The sequence below is a fragment of the Streptomyces sp. NPDC003011 genome, from assembly GCF_053591515.1.
In genome coordinates this window covers 67,384-82,540 of sequence record NZ_JBSFTY010000015.1, presented here as the reverse complement: position 1 = coordinate 82,540, position 15,157 = coordinate 67,384, and the positions used below count along the sequence as shown (strand labels likewise).

16 protein-coding genes are annotated in these 15,157 nt (G+C 72.3%); 12 read left to right on the top strand and 4 right to left on the bottom strand.

Going from position 1 to position 15,157, the window contains the following annotated elements; translation table 11 throughout:
• Positions 1 to 195 precede the first annotated feature (195 nt).
• From ACWD0J_RS10835 to ACWD0J_RS10805, 7 genes are all read left to right on the top strand, one after another.
• Positions 196 to 870 (top strand): UbiX family flavin prenyltransferase, encoded by a 675-nt coding sequence (locus tag ACWD0J_RS10835; protein ID WP_451495434.1) that lies wholly within the window; start codon positions 196 to 198, stop codon positions 868 to 870.
• A gap of 103 nt (positions 871 to 973) precedes the next feature.
• Positions 974 to 1,429 (top strand): Lrp/AsnC family transcriptional regulator, encoded by a 456-nt coding sequence (locus ACWD0J_RS10830; protein WP_451495433.1) that lies wholly within the window; start codon positions 974 to 976, stop codon positions 1,427 to 1,429.
• 49 nt (positions 1,430 to 1,478) lie between these two features.
• Positions 1,479 to 2,642: an aminofutalosine synthase MqnE gene (gene mqnE / locus ACWD0J_RS10825; RefSeq protein ID WP_451495432.1), complete on the top strand. Its 1,164-nt coding sequence runs from the start codon at positions 1,479 to 1,481 to the stop codon at positions 2,640 to 2,642.
• Between the two features lie 111 nt (positions 2,643 to 2,753).
• Complete coding sequence (locus ACWD0J_RS10820; RefSeq protein WP_451495431.1) at positions 2,754 to 3,404, top strand: UdgX family uracil-DNA binding protein; 651 nt, start codon at positions 2,754 to 2,756, stop codon at positions 3,402 to 3,404.
• A 117-nt stretch (positions 3,405 to 3,521) separates the two neighbouring features.
• Positions 3,522 to 4,046 (top strand): N-acetyltransferase family protein, encoded by a 525-nt coding sequence (locus tag ACWD0J_RS10815; protein WP_451495430.1) that lies wholly within the window; start codon positions 3,522 to 3,524, stop codon positions 4,044 to 4,046.
• 153 nt (positions 4,047 to 4,199) lie between these two features.
• Entirely contained in the window at positions 4,200 to 4,514 is a 315-nt protein-coding gene (locus tag ACWD0J_RS10810; protein ID WP_451495429.1) for a DUF4229 domain-containing protein, read from the top strand.
• Between the two features lie 80 nt (positions 4,515 to 4,594).
• Positions 4,595 to 5,257 (top strand): TetR/AcrR family transcriptional regulator, encoded by a 663-nt coding sequence (locus ACWD0J_RS10805; protein ID WP_451495428.1) that lies wholly within the window; start codon positions 4,595 to 4,597, stop codon positions 5,255 to 5,257.
• 44 nt (positions 5,258 to 5,301) lie between these two features.
• On the opposite strand, the gene ACWD0J_RS10800 is transcribed toward ACWD0J_RS10805, so the two are convergent.
• Positions 5,302 to 6,156 carry a MaoC family dehydratase gene (locus tag ACWD0J_RS10800; RefSeq protein WP_451495427.1) on the bottom strand — a complete coding sequence of 285 codons (855 nt, stop codon included), beginning with the start codon at positions 6,154 to 6,156 and terminating at the stop codon, positions 5,302 to 5,304.
• Positions 6,156 to 7,451: a 3-oxoacyl-ACP reductase gene (locus tag ACWD0J_RS10795; protein WP_451495426.1), complete on the bottom strand. Its 1,296-nt coding sequence runs from the start codon at positions 7,449 to 7,451 to the stop codon at positions 6,156 to 6,158. Before ACWD0J_RS10795 ends, ACWD0J_RS10800 begins: the two co-directional genes overlap by 1 nt.
• 116 nt (positions 7,452 to 7,567) lie before the next feature.
• On the opposite strand from ACWD0J_RS10795, the gene ACWD0J_RS10790 reads away from it, so the two are divergent.
• The 4 genes from ACWD0J_RS10790 to ACWD0J_RS10775 all read left to right on the top strand — a co-directional run bounded on the left by ACWD0J_RS10790 (position 7,568) and on the right by ACWD0J_RS10775 (position 12,896).
• Positions 7,568 to 8,854, top strand: a complete 1,287-nt coding sequence (locus ACWD0J_RS10790) for an acetyl-CoA C-acetyltransferase (RefSeq protein WP_451495425.1) — start codon at positions 7,568 to 7,570, stop codon at positions 8,852 to 8,854.
• Between the two features lie 229 nt (positions 8,855 to 9,083).
• Positions 9,084 to 11,000 carry an AMP-dependent synthetase/ligase gene (locus ACWD0J_RS10785; RefSeq protein WP_451495424.1) on the top strand — a complete coding sequence of 639 codons (1,917 nt, stop codon included), beginning with the start codon at positions 9,084 to 9,086 and terminating at the stop codon, positions 10,998 to 11,000.
• 115 nt (positions 11,001 to 11,115) lie between these two features.
• Positions 11,116 to 11,772 carry an FAD-dependent oxidoreductase gene (locus ACWD0J_RS10780; protein WP_451495423.1) on the top strand — a complete coding sequence of 219 codons (657 nt, stop codon included), beginning with the start codon at positions 11,116 to 11,118 and terminating at the stop codon, positions 11,770 to 11,772.
• The gene (locus ACWD0J_RS10775) at positions 11,706 to 12,896 is read left to right on the top strand and encodes an FAD-binding protein (RefSeq protein WP_451495465.1); all 1,191 of its coding nucleotides are present in this window, start codon (positions 11,706 to 11,708) and stop codon (positions 12,894 to 12,896) included. The genes ACWD0J_RS10780 and ACWD0J_RS10775 overlap by 67 nt, the downstream gene beginning before the upstream one ends.
• 65 nt (positions 12,897 to 12,961) lie before the next feature.
• Here the strand turns inward: ACWD0J_RS10775 and ACWD0J_RS10770 are convergent, their stop codons facing one another.
• Both ACWD0J_RS10770 and ACWD0J_RS10765 read right to left on the bottom strand, forming a co-directional pair.
• Entirely contained in the window at positions 12,962 to 13,606 is a 645-nt protein-coding gene (locus ACWD0J_RS10770) for a class I SAM-dependent methyltransferase (protein ID WP_451495422.1), read from the bottom strand.
• 154 nt (positions 13,607 to 13,760) lie between these two features.
• Positions 13,761 to 13,964 (bottom strand): cold-shock protein, encoded by a 204-nt coding sequence (locus ACWD0J_RS10765; protein WP_003992177.1) that lies wholly within the window; start codon positions 13,962 to 13,964, stop codon positions 13,761 to 13,763.
• 288 nt (positions 13,965 to 14,252) lie between these two features.
• On the opposite strand from ACWD0J_RS10765, the gene ACWD0J_RS10760 reads away from it, so the two are divergent.
• A complete protein-coding gene (locus tag ACWD0J_RS10760; RefSeq protein ID WP_451495421.1) occupies positions 14,253 to 15,101 on the top strand; it encodes a menaquinone biosynthetic enzyme MqnA/MqnD family protein in 849 nt (282 codons plus the stop codon).
• The last annotated feature ends 56 nt before the right edge of the window (positions 15,102 to 15,157 follow it).

The window sequence follows — 15,157 nt, the reverse complement described above, 5'->3', positions numbered from 1 at the left end:
AAGTGCTGGTCGTGCACGGCGCGCGGCAGGGGGCGCGGTGACCGTGCCGGCGCCCCGGCGAGACGCCGGTGGCGCTGCGTCCCGTCCGGGCACGGGGGTCTTCGCCGCTGTTCGGCCTCGCCGAAATCCGCCGTATCGAGACGAACCTGGCCCACCGGTCCTGAGCATCTCCCCGCCCGCCGGTAGGCTCGGGGTGTGAACGCAGGAGAAACGCGGCGCACGCCTTGGATCGTGGGGGTGTCGGGAGCGTCCGGTACGCCGTACGCGGCTGCTGTGCTGCGTGCGTTGCTGGACGCGGGGGAGAGTGTCGACCTGGTCGTCAGCAGGGCCTCGCGGCTCACCCTGCTCGACGAGACCGGGATCTCCTTCCGGGACGCGCACTGGCAGGACGACCTGCGGGAATGGCTGTCCAGGGGGGCCGACGGCAAGCCCGGCAGCTTCTCCGTGAAGCTGGACCGCGTACGGCACTGGAGCGCCGGGGACCTGGCGGCCGGGCCGTCCTCGGGGTCGTATCCCGCCAAGGGCATGCTCATCGTGCCCGCCTCCACGGCCTGTGTCGCCGGTGTCGCGCTGGGGCTGTCGAAGGACCTGCTGCAGCGGGCCGCGAGCGTGACCCTGAAGGAGCGGCGCACGCTGGTCGTGGCCGTGCGGGAGACCCCGCTGGGCGGACAGACGCTGCGGCAGCTGGTCGCCCTGGACGACGCGGGCGCCAGCGTGGTGCCGGCCTCGCCCGCGTTCTACGCGGGCGCCACGCACATCCAGGACCTCGTCGACTTCGTCGCGGGGCGGGTCCTGGACGCGGCGGGCGTCGAGCACCGGCTCTACCGCCGCTGGAAGGGCGACCTCGGCGGCGGCTCCCGTACCTCCTGAACGGGTCCAGCACTTCCAGCCGTTCAGATCAGACCGTTCACATCAGACCGTTCAGATCAGACCGTTCACAACCTCAGACTCTTCAGCGGAAGGCTTCAATCGCATGGACGCGGTGGACAGGCAGCTCATCCAGGCCCTGAGGGAGAACGGCCGGGCCTCCTACGCGGAGCTGGGACGCCTCGTCGGACTGTCGGGACCCAGCGTCACCGACCGCATCAACCGGCTGGAGGCGGCCGGGGTCATCACCGGCTACCGCGCCACCGTGGACGCCGCCTCCCTCGGCCTCGGCGTCATCGCCCTGATCGGCATCTCGCTCTCCGACGCCGCCGACCACGAGGACGTGGCCGCCCGGCTGAAGGACCTCACCGAGATCGAGGACTGCTGGTTCATCGCGGGCGACGACTCGTTCATGCTCAAGGTGCGGGCGACCAACGTCGACGGACTGGAGAAGATCATCCGGCGGCTGTCCGGGACGAAGGGCGTCTCCCGCACCCGGACCACCATCGTGCTGTCCACCAAGTGGGAGAACCGGGTGGGTGAGCTGCCGGAAGAGGCCTAGGCGTACGGTTTACGGAGTCTGTCCCAGGACGAGCAGGAAGAGGTAACGCATGGACGCCGGGCTCAAGCGCGAGCTGGAGGACAAGGTCCGGGCCGGTGAGCGGCTGACCCGTGAGGACGGCATCGCGCTGTACGCGTCGGACGACCTGGCCTGGCTGGGCGGCCTCGCGCACGAGGTGCGCACCCGCAAGAACGGTGACGTGGTCCACTTCAACGTCAACCGTCACCTCAACATGACGAACGTGTGCACCGCGTCCTGCGCCTACTGCTCCTTCCAGCGCAAGCCGGGCGAGAAGGACGCGTACACGATGCGCATCGAGGAGGCGGTCAAGCTCGCCAAGGCGATGGAGGGCGAGAGCCTCACCGAGCTGCACATCGTCAACGGGCTGCACCCGAACCTGCCGTGGCGCTACTACCCGCGGTCACTGAGCGAGCTGAAGAAGGCCCTGCCGCACGTCTCGCTGAAGGCGTTCACGGCCACGGAGATCCACCACTTCGAGACCATCTCCGGGCTGTCCGCCTCCGAGATCCTCGACGAGCTGATCGACGCGGGCCTGGAGTCCCTGACCGGCGGCGGCGCGGAGATCTTCGACTGGGAGGTCCGGCAGCACATCGTCGACCACCGCACCCACTGGGAGGACTGGTCGCGCATCCACCGCCTCGCGCACGAGAAGGGCCTCAAGACCCCGTGCACCATGCTCTACGGCCACATCGAGGAGCCCCGCCACCGCGTGGACCACGTCCTCAGGCTCCGTGAACTCCAGGACGAGACCGGCGGCTTCCAGGTCTTCATCCCGCTGCGCTACCAGCACGACTTCGTGGACGTGAAGGACGGCAAGGTCCGCAACCGGCTCCAGGCCCGCACCCAGATGGCGACCGGCGCGGAGGCCCTGAAGACCTTCGCGGTCTCCCGCCTGCTGTTCGACAACGTTCCGCACGTCAAGGTCTTCTGGGTCATGCACGGCGTGCAGACCGCGCAGCTCGCGCTCCAGCACGGCGCCGACGACATGGACGGCTCGGTCGTCGAGTACAAGATCACGCACGACGCCGACAACTACGGCACCCCGAACAAGCTCACCCGCGAGGACCTCCTCGACCTCATCCGCGACGCCGGCTTCCGCCCTGTCGAGCGGAACACCCGCTACGAGATCATCCGCGAGTACGACGGCCCGGACCCGGCCCGCCGGGAGTCGCCGCAGCCGATGCGGGTGTGAGGGGGCTCGCGGTCGTCCGTCGTCCGTCGGCCGCGGGCGTGCGGGAGCTGGTCGCGCGGTTCCCCGCGCCCCTCGGGGAGACACCTCCGTGTCCGTGGGTACTCGCCCCGCATGGTGGTCACGAAGTCGTCCGAGGACGCCTACGACGCCGGGCCGTTCGTACCTGACCGCGGCGGCCTGCCCGCCCTGCGCAGGGCAGCCGCCGACTGCCGGGGCTGCCCGCTGCACCGGGACGCGACGCGGACGGTGTTCGGCGCCGGCGGCACCGGCGCCCGCGTGATGCTCGTGGGCGAGCAGCCCGGAGACCAGGAGGACCGTCAGGGCGAGCCCTTCGTCGGGCCGGCCGGCAAGCTGCTGGACCGTGCCCTCGCGGAAGCCGGCATCGATCCCGGCGAGGCGTACGTGACCAACGCCGTCAAGCACTTCAAGTTCACGCGGGCCGAGCCGCGCAAGCGCCGGATCCACAAGGCGCCGACCCTGCGGGAGATGACCGCGTGCGGGCCGTGGCTGGCCGCCGAGCTGGCCGTCGTGGAGCCCGAGCTGATCGTGGTGCTGGGCGCCACCGCCGGGAAGGCGCTGCTGGGATCGTCGTTCCGGGTCTCGCAGGTGCGCGGGACGGTGCTGGAGGAGGAGATCCACGGGCGCCCGGAGCGGCTGGTGGCGACCGTGCACCCGTCCGCGGTGCTGCGCTCGGACGACCGCGAGGCCGCCTACCAGGGGCTGGTCGCGGACCTGAAGGTGGCGGCGCGGACACTCGGGTGACGTCGTGGCGTACGTGGCGTACGGGCGTACGTGGCGTACTCGCCTACGCGACCTACGTGACCCACGTGACGCCGAGCAGACTTGAGACGGGCAGGGCGTAATGGCTACTCTCGCCCTATGACCCTTACCTTCACCCTCGATCCGGTCGTGACCCCCGCGCTCCGCGACGGCCTCCTCGACCTGTGGACGGACGTCTCCAACGCGGGCGGCGCCGTCGGTTTCGTGCCGCCGGTGACCCGGGACACGGTCCGGCCGGAGCTGGTGAAGCACTTCGTGGCGATGTCCGAGGGGCGCACCCGGCTGCTCGTCGGGCACGACGCGTCGGGGCGGGTCGCCGCGGCGGTCTTCCTCACCCACAACACGCACCGGCTGATGAGGCACTGGGTGTGGCTGTACACGGTGATGGTCCATCCCCGGCACCAGGGCAAGGGGTACGGCCGCGACCTGCTGGCCGCCGCCGCGGACGCGGCCCGCACCCTCGACGGCATCGAGGCGATCCGGCTCACCTGCCGGGGCGGCCTGGGGCTGGAGCGGTTCTACGGCTCCTGCGGCTACAAGGAGGTCGGCCGGGTACCCGGCGCGATCCGGGTCGCGCCGGGCGACGACCGGGACGACGTCATCATGCTGCTGCCGCTGACCTGAGCCGCCGGTCCGAGCCGTGCCCCCTGTGCGGGACCGGGCGGCGGGCGTGCTTCACTGGACGGTGTTCCTTTGGGACCGTTCGGGCCGGAAACAGAAGAACCGGAATCAGAAGTACCGGAAACGGAAGAACCGGAAACGGAAGAGTGGATTGAGATGCTCCGCTACACGCTGATGCGCCTCGGGATCTTCGTGGGCTGCCTCGTGGTCGTCTGGGGTCTCGTCTACTCCGGTGCCGCCCCGCGCGGCGTCGGCGGCTCCAACGGCATGTGGATCGTCCTGCTGGCCCTGGTGATCTCCGCGCCGATCAGCTTCGTGGTCCTGCGCAAGGAGCGCGACCGCGCCTCGGTCCAGGTCGTGCGGAAGGTGGAACGCGTCAAGGCCAACCTGGAGGCGAACCGCAGCCAGGAGGACGGGGCCGACGACACGGCGCGGGCCCAGGGCCAGACGGCCCAGGGCCAGACTTCCTAGGCTCCGCTTCCCGGCCTGATCCGCCTCACTCGCCCGGCGGGCCGGGCCCTTGCCCGCCGCACCCAACTACCCTGTGCCGCATGGGTGCCGTGAAGAGCAAGCGGATGCCGCGGGCGGTCCGTGAGCAGCAGATGCTGGACGCCGCCGTACGGACCTTCGGACAGCGTGGGTACATGGCCGCGTCGATGGACGAGATCGCCGAACTCGCGGGCGTGTCCAAGCCGTTGGTGTACCTGTACCTGAACTCGAAGGAAGACCTCTTCACCGCGTGCATCCGCCGTGAGGCGAGGGCGCTCACCGAGGCGGTCCGGGCCGGCGTACGTCCCGGACTGCCCGCCGACCGCCAGCTCTGGGAGGGCCTGGGCGCCTTCTTCACGCACACCGCGCGGAACCCGGAGGGCTGGTCGGTCCTGCACCTCCAGGCCCGCACCCACGGCGAGCCCTTCGCCGCCGAGGTCGCCGCGCTGCGCGAGGAACTCGTCGCGTTCGTGACCCAGCTGATCGTCGTCGCCGCCCGGGAGGCCCACCGGGACCCCGACCTGCCCGAGCGGGAGGTCGCCGGCCTCGCCGAGGCCCTGGTCGGGGCCGCCGAGTCCCTGGCCGCCTGGGCCAACTCCACCCCCGGCATCACCGCCCGGCAGGCGGCGGCCACCCTGATGAACTTCGCCTGGGCCGGCCTGGGCAGCCTGATGCAGGGCCACCCGTGGTCCCCGCCGGGCCCGGAGCACGGGGTGACCGGGTAGCACGCCCGGTCACGGCCTCGCGGCTTCCCGGCCCCGCCCGCGCCTCACGACGTCAGCGGATACACGCTCCCCGTCACGTGTACGCGGGCCCCGTCGCGGAGTTCGAAGAGGCCGCCTGTCGCGGCGTAGGTGACCGATCCGGGGAGAAGCACCGGTGCGCGGAAGTCGGCTCGTACCAGGACGGCCGTCGGGGTGCCGTGGGCGGCGAGGCAGCGGGCCACGGTCCACATGCCGTGGGCGATGGCCCGGCGGAAGCCGAACAGGCGGGCGGTGAGGGGGTGCAGGTGGATCGGGTTGCGGTCGCCGGAGGCCGCGCCGTACCGCCGCCCGATGTCCCCGGCCAGCCGCCACTGGGCGACGGCGGGCAGGGTCTCGCGGTCCTCCACGGGGGCGCCGCCCGTGGCGGCGCCCGTGCGGTGCCGGGCCAGATATGTGCTCCTCGACTCCCACACCACCTCGCCCCCGGCCCGTACCTCGGTCACCACCGCCGCCTCGGTGCCCCGCCGGTGGGGCACCAATTCGTCGACGTACACCGTGAGTTCGTACGTCCCGGTCGCCGTCAGGGGGCGCAGCCGGGTGATCTCGACCGACGTGTGGACGAGCCCGAGCAGCGGCAGCGGGAAGTCCCGGCCGCTCATCAGCCGCATGGCCAGCGGGAAGCCGAGGACGTGCGGATACGTCGGCGGCAGCGCGTCCTCCCCGGTCGCGAACCCGCACACCCGCTCGTAGGCGGCCAGCCGCGCCAGGTCGACGCGCAGGCCGGGCAGGACGAGCCGGGTGCGCGGGAAGTCCGCGTCCGGGCGGGGCCGTTTGAACGGGGACAGCAGGGCGCCGCGGGCGAGCAGGGGCGCGAGGGCGGGGGAGCCGGAGAGCGTGGTGGGGGTCGGCGCGATCGTCACTACGCCCCCAGCAGGCTCTGGCCGCACACCCGTACGACCTGCCCGTTGACCGCCCCGGAGGCCGGATGGGCGAACCAGGCGGCGGTCTCGGCGACGTCGACGGGCAGCCCGCCCTGCGCGAGGGAGTTCATCCGGCGGCCCGCCTCACGGATGAGCAGCGGGACGGCCGCGGTCATCCTCGTCTCGATGAACCCGGGCGCGACCGCGTTGACCGTCACCCCGTGCTCGGCGAGGGCGCGCGGCGCGAGAGCGCGGACCAGGCCGGCCACACCGGCCTTGCTCGCGCCGTAGTTCGTCTGGCCCGCGTTGCCGGCCAGCCCGGCGATGGAGGCGGTGGCCACGATCCGGCCGCCCCGCCCGAGGGTTCCCGCCGCGAGCAGCGCGTCCGTGGTGCGCAGCACGCTCGCCAGGTTCACCTCCAGCACCGAACTCCAGCGCTCGGCGGGCATGTTGACCAGCCGCCGGTCACGGGTGACGCCCGCGTTGTGGACCAGGACGTCCAGACCGTCGGGCAGCGCGGCGGCGATCCGCTCGCCCGCGTCCGGCGCCGTGATGTCGAGGGCGAGCGCGCTGCCGCCGATCCGGTCGGCGACCTGCCGGGCCGCCGCCTCGGCCTGCGGTACATCGAGGACGACGACCCGCGCCCCGTCCCTGGCCAGCGTCCGGGCCACCGCCGCGCCGATCCCGCGCGCGCCTCCGGTGACCAGCGCGGTACGGCCGGCCAGCGGGTGGTCCCAGTCGTCGGGGGCGCCGGCCTGCTCCACGCCCACCTCGATCACCTGGCCGCTGATGTACGCCGACCTGGGGGAGAGCAGGAAGCGCAGGGTCGACTCGGCGGCGAGCGCGTCGGCCAGCCGTACCAGGTTCACGGTCCTGCCCCGGCCGATCTCCTTGCCGAGCGAGCGGGTGAAGCCCTCCAGGGCCTGCTGGGCGGCGGCCTGGTGGTGGTCGGCGGGGTCGAGCGGGGCGCCCAGCACCACCACCCGGCCGCTCGCGGCGACCGACTCCACCACGGGGTGCAGGGCCGCGTGGACGCCGGCGAGGCCGTCGACGGTCCGTACGCCGGTGGCGTCGAGGAGGACGGCGGCGGGGCGCTCGGCGGAGCGGGCCGGGGTGAGGCCGGTGGCGGCCAGGTCCAGGTCCGACGGGCCCGCGGTGAGGTGGAGCAGGTCGCCGCCGAGGGTGGGGTGCTCGGGTGACCAGCGCTTCAGCGGGGCGGGCCGGGGGAGACCGAGACGCCGGGTCAGGAAACGGCCGGGCGCGGTGCCGGCGAAGCTCAGATAGCGGTCGGCCATGTCATCTCCCGGCAACGGTCCCTGTTCCTTGCTTTCCTTGCATGTTCCTCGGATTCCTTACTCGGGAGTAAGGTTACCGAAGGTAAGACTACGTCACAGGTGAGGAGCAGGTCGACATGAACCCCTTGAAGCCGCCGGTGGCCCGGCGGGTGGCGGTCGTCGCCGGCGCCCGCGTCCCCTTCGCCCGCTCCGACGGGCCGTACGCCACCGCCTCGAACCAGCAGATGCTGACCGCCGCGCTGGACAGCCTGGTCGAGCGGTGCGGGCTCCAGGAGCCGGGCGCGGTGGGCGAGTTCGTCGCCGGGGCCGTCCTCAAGCACGCCCGCGACTTCAACCTCGCTCGCGAGACGGTCCTCGGCTCGGCCCTGGACGCCCGCACCCCGGCGTACGACGTCCAGCAGGCCTGCGGGACCGGACTCCAGGCCGTGATCGCCGCCGCCAACAAGATCGCCCTCGGCCAGACCGAGTCGGCGGTCGCGGGCGGCGCGGACACCGCGAGCGACGCGCCGCTGGGCGTCAACGACGAACTGCGCCGGATCCTGCTGGCGGCGCGGCGGGCGACGTCGCTGAGCGGCCGGGCGAAGGCCCTGGCCCGCATCCGGCCCGCGCATCTGGTCCCCGACATCCCGCGCAACGCCGAGCCGCGCACCGGGCTGTCCATGGGCGAGCACGCGGCCGTGACCGCCCGGGCCTGGGGGATCACCCGGCAGGCCCAGGACGAGCTGGCCGCCCTCAGTCACCGGCGGCTGGCGGCGGCGTACGAACGCGGCTTCTTCCAGGACCTCGTGGTGCCGTTCCGGGGGCTGGCCCGCGACCAGAACCTGCGCCCCGGCTCCACGGCGGAGAAACTGGCCACGCTGAAGCCGGTGTTCGGGCTCGACGGCCCCGACCCGACCATGACGGCGGGCAATTCGACGCCGCTGACGGACGGGGCCGCCGTCGTGCTGCTGGCGTCGGAGAAATGGGCCGAGGCGCGCGGGCTGGAGCCGCTGGCGTATCTCACGGCCCACGAGACGGCGGCCGTCGACTTCGTGGCGGGCGATGTCGCGGGCGGCGAGGACGGGCTCCTGATGGCGCCCGCGTACGCCGTCCCGCGCATGCTGGAGCGGGCCGGACTCGGCTTGGCGGACTTCGACCTGCTGGAAGTGCACGAGGCGTTCGCGTCCCAGGTGCTGGCGACGCTCGCCGCCTGGGAGAAGCGGGGCCTGCCCCCGGTGGACCGCGCCCGTCTGAACGTGGCCGGCTCCTCCCTGGCGACCGGACACCCCTTCGCGGCGACCGGCGCGCGGATCGTGGCGACACTGGCCAAGCTGCTCGCCGAACGAGGCTCCCCGGGGCGCGGGCTGATCTCCGTGTGCGCGGCGGGCGGCCAGGGGGTGACGGCGGTCCTGGAGCGGACGTGAACCTTCCTCACGTAACCTCCGAGGTTGCACACGGCCAGCGCGGGACCACCTCCCAACCCGCACGAACCTTCCACGTGAACCCCGTACGATCACCCCCCTCGCCTGCGGTGACCCAGGGACTTGTCCGACAGATTCCCGTCAGCCGCACCCGCCGGTGAACGTCCCGGTACGTCCCGCGCGTACCACACGCAGCAGAGCGGAACCGAGCCGCACGCCTCAGGAGCTGCCCATGTCCTCCCCGACCTACTCGTCCGGCCACGACTACGACGGCGCGCCCGTGCTGGTGGAACCGGAGATCCGGCGGCTGGACGGAGAGGTGCGGGAGGTGTCCGTGCCGCCGATCGCCCCGCCGGTGACCCACGGCTCCCTGGCGGACCTGCCCTTCGACAACGCGGACGCGGCGCCCGAGGACCGGGTGCTCAGCCGCCGCTCGCCGGACGGGACATGGACGCATGTGACGGCGGCTCAGTTCGCGGACCAGGTCCTGAAGTTGGCGAAGGGCATGATCGCGGAGGGGCTCATGCCCGGCGACCGGATCGCCGTCATGGCCCGGACGATCTACGAGTGGACGCTCCTCGACTTCGCCGCGTGGGCCGCCGGCCTGGTCACCGTGCCGATCTACCCCACCTCCTCGGTCTTCCAGACCCGGTGGATCCTCCAGGACTCCGGCGCGGTGGCCCTGGTGACGGAGCACGTGGGCCAGGCCTCCGCGCTGGGCCCGGAACTCAGCCGGCTGCCCGACCTGCGCCACCTGTGGATCATCGAGAAGGACCATCTGGAGCGCCTGGCGGAACTCGGCGATCCGGTCCCGGACCAGGAGGTCGCCGTACGGCGCGGGATGCTGGGCCCGGACACGCTCGCCACCGTCGTCTACACCTCGGGCACCACCGGCCGCCCCAAGGGCTGCGTCCTGACGCACGGCAACTTCCTCGCCGAGGTGGACAACGCGATCGAACTCCTGCACCCCGTCTTCAGGTCGAAGTCGGACGAGGAACTCGCCACCCTCCTCTTCCTCCCCATGTCCCACGTCTTCGGCCGCATGGTGGCGATCGCCTGTGTCCGCGCGCGGGTCCGGCTGGGCCACGCGCCGAGCCTGAAGGCGGAGGACCTGGTGGCCGAACTCGGCGAGTTCCGGCCGACGTTCCTGCTGGCCATCCCGTACATGCTGGAGAAGGTCTTCAACAGCGCCTGCGCCAAGGCGGAGAGCGGCGGCCGGGCGAGCGCCTTCGACCGCGCGACGAACGTGGCGATCCGCTACGGCGAGGCGATGGAGGCCCGCCAGTCCGGCACCGGCTCCGGCCCCGGCGCCGCCCTGAAGACGTCCCGCGCCTTCTACGACTCCCTCGTCTACCGCCGTATCCGCAACGCCATGGGCGGCAGGGTCCGCCACATCATCTGCGGCGGCTCACCCCTCGGCCGCCGGCTCGCCGCGTTCTACGCGGGCGCGGGCATGGAGATCTACGAGGGCTACGGCCTGACCGAGTCGACCGGCGCGGCCACGTGCACGCCCCCGCTCAAGCCCCGCCTCGGCACCGTCGGCTGGCCCCTGCCCGGGACGAGGATCCGCATCGCGTCGGACGGCGAGATCCTGCTCAGCGGCGGCCAGGTGTTCCGCGGCTACTGGGACCCGTACGGCGGGGGAGTGATCCCCGCGTCGGCCGACGACTGGTTCCCCACGGGTGACATCGGCCGCCTCGACGACGAGGGCTATCTGACGATCACCGGCCGCAAGAAGGAGATCCTCATCACCGCGGGCGGCAAGAACGTGGCCCCCGCCCCGCTGGAGAACTACCTGCGCTCCCACCCCCTGATCTCCCACTGCATGGTCCTCGGCGACCGCCGCCCCTACATCTCCGCCCTGATCACCCTGGACATGGCGGGCGTCTCGCACTGGCGCCGGATGAACGGCAAGCACCCGGTCCCCGCCGAACTCCTGGTCGACGACGAGGAGTTGCGCGGCATCCTGCAACGCGCCGTCGACGAGGCCAACAAACTCGTCTCCCGCCCCGAGTCCATCCGCCGCTTCACCGTCCTGCCCACCGACTTCACGGAGGAGGCCGGCCACCTCACCCCGTCGATGAAGCTGCGCCGGGAGACGGTGCTGCGGGACTTCACCGACGCGGTCGAGGGGCTGTACGAGAAGTAGGGAAGAAGTAGGGAACTCGACGAGAGGCAGGGGAAGCCCTGCCGGCCCTTGACTTCCCAAGGTCCCCGCGCGACATTCCCGTCCCCGCATTCGTTCCCGGTGGGCTGGAGTTGCCATGACCACGAGCACGGACTCCGCAGGACGCAGCGAACCACCGTCCCGAAGACGCCTGCTGGCGGGGGCGGCCGGTGCCGGGCTCGCGGTCGCGGCGGGGGTGCGGCACAGCGCCCACGCCGCCGGCCTGCCCCCGCTCGGGACGTACGACGTCGTCGTCATCGGGTCCGGCGCCGCCGGCCTGACCGCCGCGCTGACCGCCGCCCGGCAGGGGCTGAGCTGTGTCGTCGTCGAGAAGGCGGCCACCTTCGGCGGCTCGGCCGCCCGGTCCGGCGCCGGGATCTGGGTCCCGAACAACCCGGTGATCCTCGCGGCCGGCGTCCCCGACACCCCCGCCAAGGCCGCCGCCTACCTCGCCGCCGTCGTCGGCCCGGACGTCCCCGCCGACCGGCAGCGCGCCTTCCTCGCCCACGGCCCGGTGATGATCTCCTTCGTCATGGCCCACAGCCCGCTGCGTTCCGCTGGATGGAGGGGTACAGCGACTACTACCCCGAGCTCCCCGGCGGTCTGGCGAACGGCCGCTCCATCGAGCCCGACCAGCTCGACGGCACCCTCCTCGGCGCCGAACTCGCCCGCCTCAACCCGCCCTACCTGGACGTCCCCGCCGGTCTGGTCGTCTTCAGCGCCGACTACAAGTGGCTCGCCCTGGCCGCCGTGAGCGCGAGGGGCGCCGCCGTCGCCGCCGAGTGCCTGGCCCGCGGCACGAAGGCCGCCGCGCTGGGACAGAAGCCGCTCACCATGGGCCAGTCGCTCGCCGCGGGCCTGCGTATAGGGCTGCGCACCGCCGGGGTCCCGGTCTGGCTCGGCACCCCGCTCACCGAGCTGTACGTCGAGAGCGGCGCCGTCACCGGGGCCGTGGTCACCCGTGACGGTGTCCCCGGCCTGGTCCGCGCCCGGCGCGGGGTGATCGTCGGCTCCGGCGGCTTCGAGCACAACGCCGCCATGCGGGCCCGGTACCAGCGACAGCCCATCGGCACCGACTGGACCGTCGGCGCCAAGGAGAACACCGGCGACGGCATCCGCGCCGGCGCGAGCCTCGGCGCCGCCCTCGACCTGATGGACGACGCCTGGTGGGGCCCGGCGATCCCGCTCCCCGGCCAGCCCTGGTTCTGCCTCGCCGAGCGCACCCTCCCCGGCGGCCTGCTGGTCAACGCGGCCGGCCGCCGGTTCGTCAACGAGGCCGCGCCCTACGGCGACGTCGTCCACACCATGTACGAGCGGAACCCGACCGACCCCGACATCCCGGCCTGGCTGATCACCGACCAGAACTACCGCAACCGCTACCTCTTCAAGGACGTGGCGCCGGCCTTCCCGTTCCCGGACGACTGGTACACCTCCGGCGCCGCCCACCAGGCCTGGACCCTCGACGCCCTGGCCACCGCCATCGGCGTCCCCGGGCCCGCCCTGCGGACCACCGTGGACCGCTTCAACTCCCTCGCGGCCAAGGGCGACGACACCGACTTCGGGCGCGGCGACAGCGCGTACGACCACTACTACACGGACCCGGCCGTCCGCCCGAACTCCTGCCTGGCGCCCCTGTGGCTGCCCCCGTACCACGCCTTCCGGATCGTCCCCGGCGACCTCGGCACCAAGGGCGGCCTGCGCACCGACGCCCGCGCCCGCGTCCTGCGCCCCGACGGCTCGGTCATCCCCGGCCTGTACGCCGCAGGCAACGCCAGCGCCGCCGTGATGGGCCACAGCTACGCCGGCGCGGGCTCGACGATCGGCCCGGCGATGACGTTCGGGTACATCGCGGCCCGGGACCTGGCGGGAACCCTCTGACACCGAGCCGTACACGGTGCCGGCCCGGTCCCCGGCGGCCTCGCCGGCCGGGGACCGGGCCGGGCTCAGGCGGGGCGGCGGGCGATCAGGAACGCCTGCGGGGTCGGCTCCCCGAGTGCCTCGTCCGGAGCCCGTACCGTCCGGGAGTCGAGGGTGAACCCGGCCGCCGTCAGCAGGCCGGCGACATGGTCGGGCTGCCGCCGCTGGAAGTCGAGCGTGACCGGGTGGCCGAAGGGCCGTTCATGGCGCCGGGGCTCGTCCCCGACCTGGAAGGCGACGAGCAGCGGACCGCCCGGGGCCAGCACCCGGTGGAACTCGGCGAAGAGAGCGGGCAGCCGGTCCACCGGGGTGTGGATGGAGGAGTAATAGGAGACGACCCCGCCCAGCGCCCCGTCCGGAAGGTCCAGCTCCAGCATCGAGCCCTGCTCGAACCGCAGCCCCGGGTTCTCCCGGCGGGCGATCGCCAGCATCGACTCCGACAGGTCGAGGCCGTAGACGTCCAGCCCCAGCGCGGCGAGGTAGGCGGTCACCCGGCCGGGGCCGCAGCCCAGGTCGGCGACCGTCCCCGCGGCCACCAGTTCCGCGTACGCGGTGAGGATCGCCCGGTCCAGCGGCCTGGCCGTGAGCGGGTCGCGGAAGAGTGCGGCGTAGTCCTCGGCGATGGCGTCGTAGAACACCTGGGTGCTGCTCAGGAAGTCCATGTCGGTCATGGCCGCGGACCCTATCGGCCCGCACCGACAACGGGCCGGTGCCGGCGCGACCGCCGGAGCGGGCCCGGGGAAAGGCAGGAGCCCCGCCGCCTTGCGGCGCGGGGCTCCTTGGGTACTGCGGTCGGTTCCGGATCAGAGCTTCGGGCTCATGAACTCAGACAGGGGTGACGTTCTCCGCCTGCGGGCCCTTCGGGCCCTGGGTCACGTCGAAGGAAACCTGCTGGTTCTCCTCCAGCGAGCGGAAGCCGCTCGCGTTGATCGCGGAGTAGTGGACGAAGACATCGGGGCCGCCGCCTTCTTGGGCGATGAAACCAAAGCCCTTTTCGGCGTTGAACCACTTCACGGTTCCGGTAGCCATAAGCCCTCCTTGGGCCCAAAGGGTTGCCCTGCTCCAGAACCCTGCAAGTGTGAAAACAAGATGCCGCACAACTGCATACGTCTGAAAACGACTGGAGCCCGCGGTCACATGCTCCGCAGGCTCTGTACTGCAAGGGAAACCAAACTGCAACTTGCGGCGAGCCTAGCATGCGGGCAGCCGAAAGCGATAGAGGCCAAGATCACGTCACCCGGATGTTTGAAGGGCCGAGCGGAGGTTGACCTCGGGGGTGGACTCCGGAGCCTACTCCAGTGGAGCTAGTCTCGCGATGTGGACATTTCTCGCACCCGGCCGCGCGTCGGCCACATCCAGTTCCTGAACTGCCTGCCCCTGTACTGGGGGCTCGCGAGAACCGGCACGCTGCTCGACTTCGAGCTCACCAAGGACACGCCGGAGAAGCTGAGCGAGCAGCTGGTGCGCGGGGACCTCGACATCGGTCCCGTCACCCTCGTCGAGTTCCTCAGGAACGCGGACGGCCTGGTCGCCTTCCCGGACATCGCCGTCGGCTGCGACGGCCCGGTGATGTCCTGTGTGATCGTCTCGCAGGTCCCGCTGGAGGAGCTGGACGGAGCCCGGGTCGCCCTCGGCTCCACCTCGCGCACCTCCGTACGCCTGGCGCAGCTGCTGCTGTCCGACCGCTACGGCGTCCGGCCCGACTACTACACCTGCCCGCCCGACCTCAGCCTGATGATGCAGGAGGCGGAGGCGGCCGTACTCATCGGAGACGCGGCACTGCGGGCGAACCTGGTCGACGGGCCGAAGCACGGCCTCGAAGTGCACGACCTCGGTGCGCTGTGGAAGGAGTGGACCGGCCTGCCCTTCGTCTTCGCGGTGTGGGCGGCCCGCCGCGACTACCTGGAGCGCGAGCCGGTCATCACCCGCACGGTCCACGAGGCCTTCCTCGCCTCCCGCAACCTCTCCCTGGAGGAGGTCGGCAAGGTCGCCGAGCAGGCGGCCCGCTGGGAGGACTTCGACGAGGAGGTCCTGGAGCGGTACTTCACCACCCTCGACTTCCGCTTCGGCGCGCCCCAGCTGGAGGCGGTCGCGGAGTTCGCCCGCCGCGTCGGCCCCACCACCGGCTTCCCGGCGGACGTGAAGGTCGATCTGCTGCAGCCGTGATCCCGGCGCCCCGGCCCACTACGCTGCTGGCTAGCCACATGGGGCAGCGCGGGGAG